Annotated in this window: 8 protein-coding genes; 4 read left to right on the forward strand and 4 right to left on the reverse strand. The window is 67.8% G+C overall.

Translation table 11 applies throughout. The features are described from left to right. Positions 1-40: 40 nt before the first annotated feature. From EBL85_RS04120 to EBL85_RS04130, 3 genes are all read right to left on the reverse strand, one after another. Positions 41-1,666 (reverse strand): c-type cytochrome, encoded by a 1,626-nt coding sequence (locus tag EBL85_RS04120; protein ID WP_123142238.1) that lies wholly within the window; start codon positions 1,664-1,666, stop codon positions 41-43. Between the two features lie 34 nt (positions 1,667-1,700). After that, a complete protein-coding gene (locus EBL85_RS04125) occupies positions 1,701-2,246 on the reverse strand; it encodes a cytochrome b (RefSeq protein ID WP_123142239.1) in 546 nt (181 codons plus the stop codon). Positions 2,247-2,410: 164 nt separating this feature from the next. Next, on the reverse strand, positions 2,411-3,430 hold the full coding sequence (locus tag EBL85_RS04130) for a PHB depolymerase family esterase (protein WP_123142240.1): 1,020 nt from the start codon (positions 3,428-3,430) through the stop codon (positions 2,411-2,413). Between the two features lie 274 nt (positions 3,431-3,704). On the opposite strand from EBL85_RS04130, the gene moaA reads away from it, so the two are divergent. Beyond that, entirely contained in the window at positions 3,705-4,727 is a 1,023-nt protein-coding gene (moaA, locus tag EBL85_RS04135) for a GTP 3',8-cyclase MoaA (RefSeq protein WP_123142241.1), read from the forward strand. A gap of 14 nt (positions 4,728-4,741) precedes the next feature. Here moaA and EBL85_RS04140 read toward each other — a convergent pair whose 3' ends face one another. Beyond that, entirely contained in the window at positions 4,742-7,156 is a 2,415-nt protein-coding gene (locus EBL85_RS04140; RefSeq protein WP_123142242.1) for a diguanylate cyclase, read from the reverse strand. 133 nt (positions 7,157-7,289) lie between these two features. Here EBL85_RS04140 and mobA point away from each other — a divergent pair, with 133 nt between their 5' ends. The 3 genes from mobA to EBL85_RS04155 all read left to right on the forward strand — a co-directional run bounded on the left by mobA (position 7,290) and on the right by EBL85_RS04155 (position 9,947). Continuing rightward, positions 7,290-7,928 (forward strand): molybdenum cofactor guanylyltransferase MobA, encoded by a 639-nt coding sequence (mobA, locus tag EBL85_RS04145; protein ID WP_123140058.1) that lies wholly within the window; start codon positions 7,290-7,292, stop codon positions 7,926-7,928. A 327-nt stretch (positions 7,929-8,255) separates the two neighbouring features. Then, positions 8,256-9,173 carry a hypothetical protein gene (locus EBL85_RS04150; RefSeq protein WP_223806059.1) on the forward strand — a complete coding sequence of 306 codons (918 nt, stop codon included), beginning with the start codon at positions 8,256-8,258 and terminating at the stop codon, positions 9,171-9,173. Positions 9,174-9,473: 300 nt separating this feature from the next. After that, the gene (locus tag EBL85_RS04155) at positions 9,474-9,947 is read left to right on the forward strand and encodes an Hsp20 family protein (protein WP_123140057.1); all 474 of its coding nucleotides are present in this window, start codon (positions 9,474-9,476) and stop codon (positions 9,945-9,947) included. Positions 9,948-10,009: the final 62 nt, after the last annotated feature.

Below are 10,009 nucleotides of genomic sequence, written 5' to 3' on the forward strand. Positions count from 1 at the left end.
ATCGAACCCGCCGCCGCACGCCCGGGCGCGCGAGCGGTCCTCAGTCCGCGGTGGTGCCCTGACCGAGCACGGCGCCACCGTCACCGAGCGGCTCGCCGTAGAGGTCGAAGGGACTGGTGTGGAAACGCGCGGCGGTCCGCTCCACCGAGCCGTCGAAGCGCGGGTCCTGCGGCCGCTCGTGAGCATTGATGTAGGCGGCGACGTCCCAGGCCTCCTGGGGAGTGAGTCGCACCGTATCGAGCAGCGGCATGTTGGCGGCGATGAAGGCCGCGGCGGTATCGACGCGATGCATGCCGGCACCCCAGTTGTAGGAGCGTGGCCCCCACAACGGCGGGAACACCACCTCGCCCTCGACCAGCAGCCCCTCGCCCTCGGCGCCGTGACAGAGCGCACAGTGCTCGGCGTAGAGCGCCGCGCCACGGGTGCGGTCGAAGCCCTCGGCGGGCGGCTGCAGACGCGGATAGCCGCGCCCGGACATCGCGGTGTCGCCGGTCGGGGCGCCAGTGGCGAGCCAGTAGATGTAGGTCTGCAGGGCGTCGATCACCACACTGTTGGTCTCCGGCACCTGGCCGCTGGCGCTGTCCTGCGCGTTCATCGAATAACGGAAGCAACCCTGGATGCGCTCGGCCATGGTGTCGACCCGCTGGTTCTTGCCGCGATAGGCCGGATAGGCCACCCAGGCGGCCCACATCGGCGAGGCGTCGGCGCGACGGCCATTGTCGAGATGACAACCGGCGCAGGTCTGGTCGTTGCCGACATGGGACGCCGAGCGCGGATCGGTGTTGGTATGACGGAACAGTCGCGCGCCGAGTCGCACCATCTCGCCGAACGGCCCCTCGGGCAGCGCATCACGGCCCGGCGGGGTGAAGCGCGACGCGGCCTCGGCGCGCCCGGCGGGCACCGAGCCGAGGTGTTCGGGCACGGCGGCGTCCGCGCCAGCCACCGCAGTCGCGGGCGTGCTGGCGCTGGCGGTCACGGGCGCCGGCGCCGGATCGGGGAGATCGTCGACGGGATCGGCGACGGCCAGCGGGCGGGTCGCGAAATAGGCCGCGAGCGCGCGCTGCTCGTCGGCGTCGAGTCGCCCGGCGACGGCGCCCATCAGCGCCATCGGCTCGCCGTGGCGCCGCCCCGCCGCCCAGGCCTCGAGCTGGGCGAGCAGATAGCTGTAGGGCTGCCCCGCCAATGGCGGGAAGACCGTGCCCGCACCCGTCCCACCGGGGCCGTGACAGCGTACGCAGGCCGGCAGGTCGCGCCCCGACCAGTCGCCGGTCTCGGCCAGCGCCCGGCCGGCGACGGCATCGACATCGCTCGGCGCCCTGGCGTTGGAGGCCGGCGCCAGCGCACCGTAATAGGCGCTCACCGCGGTGATGTCGGCCGGTTCCAGCCGCTCGGCCCAGGGGCTCATCACCGGGTGGCTGCGCTGGCCGGCGCGAAAGCGCTCGATCTGGGTGGCGAGATAGGCCGGTTCCAGACCGGCCAGGCGTGCCGCGCCCAGAGCCTCGTCGCCGCCGCCGTCGGCGCGATGACACCCGGCGCAGGCGACGATGCCGCGCGCGGCATCGCCCTGCTCGGCGAGCGTTCGACCATGCTCGAGTGGTGTGGCGCCGGAGACGGTCGCGGACACGGTCAAGAGCACCGTCGCCATGACGGCGGCGAGATGAGACATCGCGGGGTCCCTCCTGTCGGCGTAACGCGCGCCCTTACCAGGGCAGCATGCGGTGCAGGCCGTTGTCGCGACGGATGTACTGGTGCCAGAGCGCGGCGAGCACATGCACGCCGATGAGGGCGTAGAAGAACAGCTCCATCGGCTCGCCGTGCGGCCACGCCTTGACGAACGCGTGCAGCGCCGGCATCTCACCGATGATCGAGGGCACCTGGGTGCCGAAGAAATCGGCGGGGATGTCCTTGGAGGCGATGCGCAGATAGCCCGAGATCGGCACCAGCAGGGTGGCGAGGTTGAGCAGCACGTGACCGAGATTGGCGGCGAAGCGGCTCCAGGCCGGGGCATCGAGCAGCGCGGGCGGCGGCACCAGTCGACGCCAGGCGATGCGCGCCAGGGTCAGGCCGAAGACCAGGAAGCCGAGCGACATGTGCAGGTTCAGCCACATCATCCGCAGCTCGGACTCGCGCGGGGTGATCTCGCGCATGGCATTGCTGAGAAAGAGACCGAGCAGCAGGATGGCGATGGTCCAGTGGAAGGCCTGGGCAATCAGGCCATAGCGCTTGAAATCGGATGATTGGGTCAAGGTCGAGATCCTCTTGCGGGGTTGCGGGGGTGGCACCGGGATGAGCCGGCGCCGACCTGGCTGTGACCGGCGTACCGCCGCGGGCGGGGACCGGCGCGAGGAATTCTGGCACGCCCGGCGGCATGAGACCATGCAAACACAATGGAATCACGCCAGAGCACGGTTCAGCGCGCGTGTCGGAGAAAGAAGCGCAGCATCTCACTGGATGCGTCCGGACCGCGCGGCTCGGTATAGCTCGCCTCGGCGGCACCACCCGACCAGCCGTGCCCGGCACCATGCACCAGCCACAGCTCGGCCTCGGCACGCCCGGCGACCTGGGGATAACAGGTACGGCTGAAGGCCAGTCCGGCCGGCGCGCACCCGCGTTCGATCTCGACGGCGCCCTGTATCGCCCCGGCACGCGCCTGGGCGATCAGCGCCAGCGCATTGCTCGGATTGACCCGGGTGTCGCGATCCCCGTGGAAGACGATGGTCGGACAGGCCGGCAGCGGTCCATGCGCTGGCGGCGAGGCGCCCTGGCGCATCACCGTCATCGCCGAGATCAGGTCGTGGGCGCAGCCGGCGGGCAGCCCCGAGTGCACCCCGAGCGCGACATAGCGCTCGGGATAGGCCGCCGCCAGGGTCGCGGCCATCGCCCCACCGGCCGAGAGCCCGGCGATGTAGATGCGCCGATCGTCCAGTCCATGGGCCATCATCACCGCCTCGGTCATGCCGGCGAGGATGGCGCACTCGCCGCGATCGCGTCCCTGGTCGGCCGGCTCGTACCAGTTCCAGCAGCTGGCGCCATTGGCCTCGGATGACTGTGCCGGATAGAGCGTAGCCAGTCCCTGGGCGGCGGCGCACAGGTGCATCCGCGTCGCGGTGGCGAAGTCCTCCGGCCCCTGGCCGCAGCCGTGCAGCATCACCACCAGCCCATCGGCACGCTCGGGCAGATAGAGCCGATAGCGGCGCACGCCGGCGGTATTGGCAAAGCTGTCCTCGATCCAGCGCCCGTGCGCGATCTCGCCACCAGAGGCGGCGGCGGGGTCGACCCGCCGGCACTCACCCTCGATCACCGCGGCATCGCCGTCGGCAGCCCCGCTCAACCCCATGGCGCGCTGCACCAGCGCGGTTGCCTCGGCCACGCGCCCGGCCTGGGTGAGCCGCGCGACCTCTTGCATCGCCGACTTGAAGAAATCTGCCATAAGGTCCCCTGTCTACCGCGATCGATGCGCCTTTATCGTGGACGGATACGGCCCCTGTCCGGGGCGCACCAAAGGATCGAGGCTAGAGTAAGGCCGGCGTGGCCGTCAACGCGGTCCGGCCCAGCCAGGGCACGGCAGCGGGACGACCGACAGAACCGGCGAGAGACCACGCCGGTTTTCAATACCCCAAAGGGCCGGGTTGCCGTACACGCCACGGGCTGAGACAGTGTTGACTGCCCCAACCCGGGCGACCGCATCCACGAGGAGGGCCTGCATGACCCGATCGCACTCGCCCCAGGCTGCCGACCGCGCCATACTCGTCGATCCCTTCGGTCGACGTATCGATTATGTGCGGATCTCGATCACCGACCGCTGCGACCTGCGCTGTGTCTACTGCATGCCCGAGCGTCAGCAGTTCCTGCCGCGCGCGCAGCTGCTCACCCTCGAGGAGATCGCCCGGCTCGGACGCTGCTTCAGCGCGCTGGGGGTGAGCCGGCTGCGCATCACCGGCGGCGAGCCGCTGATGCGACGCAACGCGCTGTGGCTGTTCGAGCGTCTCGGCACCCTGCCCGGCCTCAACGATCTCACCTTAACCACCAACGCCAGCCAGCTCGCACGCCTCGCCCCGGCGCTGGTGCGCGCCGGGGTGCACCGGGTCAACATCAGCCTCGACACCCTGCGCCCGGCGCGCTTCCGCGCACTCACCCGGCGCGGCGAACTCGCCCCCACGCTGGCCGGGATCGAGGCCGCACTTGCCGCCGGCTTTCGCCGGGTGAGCCTCAACAGCGTGATCCTCAAGGGGCGTAACGACGACGAGGTCTGCGACCTGGTCGCCTTCGCCATCGAACGAGGCCTCGATATCCGCTTCATCGAGGAGATGCCGCTCGGCGCGATCACCGAGCACGATCGCGCCGCGCTCCATTATCCGAGCGAGGCGATCCGCGCCGACCTGGCGCGACACCACGAGTTGATCCCCAGCACCGCCCACGAAGGCGGTCCGGCGCGCTATTTCATCATTCCCGGCACCGCCACCCGGGTCGGCTTCATCTCGCCGCACAGCCACAACTTCTGCGCCGACTGCAACCGCGTACGCGTCACGACCGAGGGCCGGCTGCTGCTCTGTCTCGGCCAGGAGCACTCGGTCGACCTGCGCCGGGTACTGCGTGCCCACCCCGACGACGACCAGCCGGTCAGGCGCGCGATCGTCGCGGCGATGGCGCTCAAACCGCGCGGCCACGACTTCTCGCTGGTCGCGCCACCACGCATCCGGCGTCATATGAACCACACCGGGGGCTGAGTCGTGGTCGGGACTCAGCCGACCAGCCCCTCGGGCTCGACCTCGGGGTCGGCGACCATCACCCGGTCGCGGCCGGCGTGCTTGGCCCGATAGAGGGCGGCGTCGGCCTGAGCGATCAGCGCCATCTGATCGGTGGCATGGAGCGGGAAGACGGCGAGACCGATCGAGATGGTGATCTGCTCGCGCTGCTCGCCCAGAGCGATGCGCTGCGCGGCAAAATAGCGGCGCACCGACTCGGCCCGGGCCATGCCCTGCTCGAGATCGGTCCCCGGCAGCACCACCAGGAACTCCTCCCCACCATAGCGACAGATCAGATCGAACTCGCGGAAGTGATCGCGCAGCGTGGCGGCGAGCGAGCGCAGCACTCCGTCGCCGACCGGATGGCCCCAGCCATCGTTGATGCGCTTGAAGTGGTCGATATCGGCCATCAGCACCACCAGCGTGGATGCCTCGCGCCGCATCCGCGCCAGCTCGCGGGCCAGCGCATCGTCGAGATGACGTCTGTTGTAGAGTCCGGTGAGCGGGTCGCGCACCGCCTGCTCGGCCAGCTCCTGTTGCAGCTCGCTGATCTCGTCGAGATTCTCGCGCAGACGCTGGTTGGCCGTGCGCAACGCCCGCTCCATCGCCCGCTGCACGCTGATGTCGCGCTTGATGGCGATGAAACGCTCGATCTCGCCGCGCTCGTTGGCCACCGGCGAGATGGTCATCTCCTCTTCGTAGAACTCGCCGTCGCGACGACGGTTGACCAGCTCGCCGCGCCACACCCGACCGGCGAGGATGGTCTGCCACATCTCGGCATAGAAATGGCTGTCGTGGCGACCGCTCTTGAGCACCCGCGAGTGCAACCGTCGCCCCGGTTCCAACCGATAGCCGGTCTGACGGGTGAAGGCCGGGTTGGCATAGAGCAGGTAGCCCTCGACATCGGTGATGATGATGGCATCGGCGGCGGCCTCGATCGCAGCGGCGCGGATCCGCAGCTTGGCCTCCAGCGCCTTGCGCACGGTGATGTCACGCGTGATCCCGAGCACCTTGGAGGGCCGCCCGGAGCCATCGATCAACAGCGAGGTCACCACCTCCGTCTGTACCGATCCGCCCCCCTTGCACGGCTGCTCGATCTCGGTGAGAGCGAACAGCCCCTCGTGGTCCCCGGCGGCGACCCGCATCGCCCCCTCCAACAACTGCTGGCGCAGACGCGCCGCAGACTCGGTGGTGAGCGATGCGTCGATCGGCACGGACATCACCTCCTCCGGGCTGAAGCCACGCAGTCGCTGCACCGAGGGGCTGACATAGTCGAAGCGCCAGCGATCGATATCGAGCATCCAGATCACATCCCCGCTGTTCTCGGTGAGCAGGCGATGCAGCGCCTCGCTCTCGGCGAGTCGACGATGATCGCTCTCACGCTGCACGATCTCGCGGCGCAGCCGCTGGTTGAGGCTGTGCACCCGCCAGCTCAGCAGACCCAGCAACGCGGCGATCAGCAGCGCGGCGATCAGCGCCAGCACCACCCGCGGGGCGATATCGATCGGTCCGGGGTCATAGACGAAGCCATCGAGCGAGACCGTCTCGGGCAACATGCCGAGCCCGGCATAGACCTCGGCGATATGGCGCCAGCGACCGGGGTTGACGTGCCCGACCTCGATCACCTCGGGCTGGATCAGCCGCCGGGTCTCGGCGGCCTCGAAACGGTAGAACGCGGCATCGAGACCTTGAGTGTTGTAGTCGGCGAGGATCAGCGCGATCGCCTGCTCGGGGTCGCGCAGCGCCGCCTTCCAGCCGGCGAGACTGGCGGCGACGAAGTCGCGCACCAGATCAGGATGATCGCGCAGCAATGCCTTGCGGGTGAACAGCATGTCACCGTAGAGATCGATACCGTGATCACGCGCCGAGAACATCCGCGGAGCGGCCCCGGCCCGGCGCAGCCAGTAGGGCTCGGTGGTGGAATAGGCCGCGATCGCCGCGACCTCGCCGGCGAGCAACGCCGCCACACCGTCCTGATAGCCGCGGATGCTGAGCGCCTCGGCGGGGACCCCGATCTTCAGCAGGAGCGCACGAATCTCGGCGGCACCACGATCGAGCATCACCGGCTCGCCAGCAAGCGTCGCCAGATCGGCTGTGCCGTCGAGGGTCAAGAGCACATAGGGCGAGTGCTGGAAGATCGGCGCCAGGGCGACGACCGGCGCATACTGAGCGGCGAGCAGCAGCTCGCTTGCGGCAACCCCGAACTCGGCCTCGCCGGAGACCACTGCAGCAACCACGTCGGTCTCCGGGCCAGCCTCGCGAAAGCGCACCTCGATGCCGCGCTCGCGATAGAATCCGAGGTGCTCGGCCATGTAGTAGCCGGCGAACTGGAACTGGTGGCGCCACTTCAGCTGCAGCGTCACCGGTGATTCGTGCGCCTGTGCCGGGGCGCCCAGCAGGGATGCCAACATCAACCCCACGATCGGCAATCCGCGACTTCGGGGGCGAGCTGCGGCTGATCGACTGCTGGTCATGATCACCTCACTGTTGTCGCCCGAAGCAACGGCTGCGGGACCACGCACCAGACCACCGAGGGTAGACAGGATGCATCCACCCAGTGCTCATGACGCAATCACCGGTGTCATCCTCGCCGGTGGGCGTGCAAGGCGCATGGGCGGAATGGACAAAGGGTTGGTTGCAGTCGCCGGACGACCGCTGATCGAGTGGACACTGACGGCCTTGCACCCCCAGGTCGACAGCATATTGATCAGCGCCAATCGCAACCTCGAACGCTACTCAGCCTACGGCCACCCGGTGATCCGCGACCCACTGCCCGACTACCCGGGACCGCTCGCCGGCATCCTCGGCGCAATGCGCACCGCATCGACCGATTGGATCCTCACCCTGCCCTGTGACGCCCCCCTCCCGCCTCGTGACCTGCTCGCACGACTACGCACCGCACTGACCGAACAGGGAGCCGTCGTCGCCTGCGCACATGATGGCGTGCGGCCTCAACCCCTGCATGCGTTGCTGCCAACCGCACTGGCCCCCGATCTGGCGGGCTATCTCGCCGACGGGGAGCGCCGCTTGTGGTCATGGCTGACGCGCCATCGCCTTGCACACGCCCACTACAATGCCTCCACCTGGCCCGATCTCAACCTCAACACCCCCGAGCAGCGACACCACGCCGAGGCCAGACTCCTGGCCAGCAAAGACGCCGACGGGGCATCGCGCACCCTGTAACAGCGCCCGACACCACCCTCCTCTATCTATCTGATTGATTCAGCTTGAACTTGGCTGATCAATCCCGCCCGACACAACACCGAACCTGTCGAATTATTTGACACCGTTGCGCAGATCGCAGCGCGTTGGATCATAAGTAATTGATTAAAAAAATATAAACCGAATGCCATCAAAGGCACAATTCATGCTTGATTGAGTTATGAGCCGCTGACGGATCGCCGGCAAAAACGCATGTTGAAAGGCTTGGGTTGCAACGCGGGCGGCTATCCAGCAGGTCTCAGGGGTCGCGGAATCGATAAGCAAAAGAAACGGAACATGGAGTCACGCATGATGCAACACACACCCAAACTGTTGAGCGTCGCCTTGCTCGCCGGACTCTGCATGAGTGGCGCAGCGCAGGCCGGCAAGATCGCCGACATCGCCATCCTGATCGACGAGTCAGGCTCAATGGGCGGGGAACAGGCCTGGCTGTCGGGCGCGATCAGCTCGCTCGAAAGCCAGCTCATCTCACAAGGCATCGGTGACGGCACCGACGGCGAGAACCGCTATGCGCTGATCGGATTCGGCGCCAGCTCCTCGGGGCAGACCGGCGGGGTGGGCATCGATGATCAGGCGCGCGAGAACGACACCTGGATGTCCGCCGGCACCTTCGGCTCGGCCACCGGCAACCTGGTCACCTCCGGCGGCACCGAGGACGGCTACTCGGCCATCGACTACTTCCTCGACAACTACACACCCCGCGCGGACGCCGCGCTCAACGTCATCCTGATCACCGACGAGGATCGCGACAACACCAACAGCGCGCTCGACTACAACAGCATCCTCGGCGACCTCAACAGCATCAATGCCATGCTCAACGTCGTCGTCGAGGCCGATTTCGGCACCCAGACCGTCGGCAACCTGCTCGGGTTCGACAGTCAGGGCACCGGCTACCAGGCCGACGGCAACGGCGGCTTCACCATGCTCAGCGGCGCCTCGGCACTGAACGGCTATGGCTCCACCATCCCCGACTATGTCGACCTCGCGCTCGCCACCAAGGGCGCGGCCTGGGACCTCAACCAACTGCGCGCCGGTGGCCTGATGGCCGACTCCTTCAGCACCGCCTTCGTCAACATCAAGGCCACCGAGATCCAACAGCAGGTCTCCAACCCAGGGACCGTGCCCCTGCCGGGAACCCTGCTGCTCTCGGCGGTGGGCGCACTCGGTCTGGTTGCAAGCAGCAAGCGCCGCAACCGCCGCACCTGAGCCCTTCACTTCAGGCCGCCCGTCCAGGGCGGCCCCATCGCGCACATCCCCGCAAACGGTCCGCCTCGTCTCCCCTCGTCCTCATCTCACAGTCGTCTTGCAACCCGCGCCTCAGCCCCCAGATCACGGTGCCGAGGGCTGTCGATCGAATTGACATAAAAAATTTGCCGACACCCCTTGACATCGTTTTCGGTCGATTCTACTTTACATAACGCAGGCGCTCATCGAGGCCTGCTGACTGAAACCGGGCGGTTCCACGGAACGCTCGATCCCATATTGCTCAATGAAGAGGATATGCACATGACGACCATCGACTTCTCCCCGCTGCTGCGTTCCATGATCGGCTTCGATCGCATGACCTCCGCGCTCGAGAACGCCTATCACTCGGAGCCCGGCGGCTATCCCCCCTACAACATCGAGCGGCGCGGCGAGAACGACTATCGCATCACCATGGCGGTGGCCGGCTTCTCCGAGCAGGACCTCGGGCTCGAGGTCAAGGAGAACATCCTCACCGTCTCGGGATCGCGACCGGAGCAGGCCGAGGAGCCCGGCGAGTATCTCTATCGCGGGATCGCCAACCGCAGCTTCGAGCGCAAGTTCCAGCTCGCCGAGTACGTGCGGGTGCTGGATGCGCGACTGGAGAACGGTCTGCTGCACATCGAGCTGCGCCGTGAGATCCCCGAGGCGATGAAGCCGCGCAGGATCGCCATCCGTGGCGCCGACGGCGAGCACTATCTCGCCGACCAGGGGAGCGGCAAGGTCGAGGCCGCCTGATACCGGTGAGGGTCCTCCCGGACCATGCACCGGACCACGGGCCGGGCGCACGCCCGGCCCGT

It is taken from the genome of Marichromatium sp. AB32 (assembly GCF_003718675.1).
Lineage (GTDB): Bacteria > Pseudomonadota > Gammaproteobacteria > Chromatiales > Chromatiaceae > Marichromatium > Marichromatium gracile.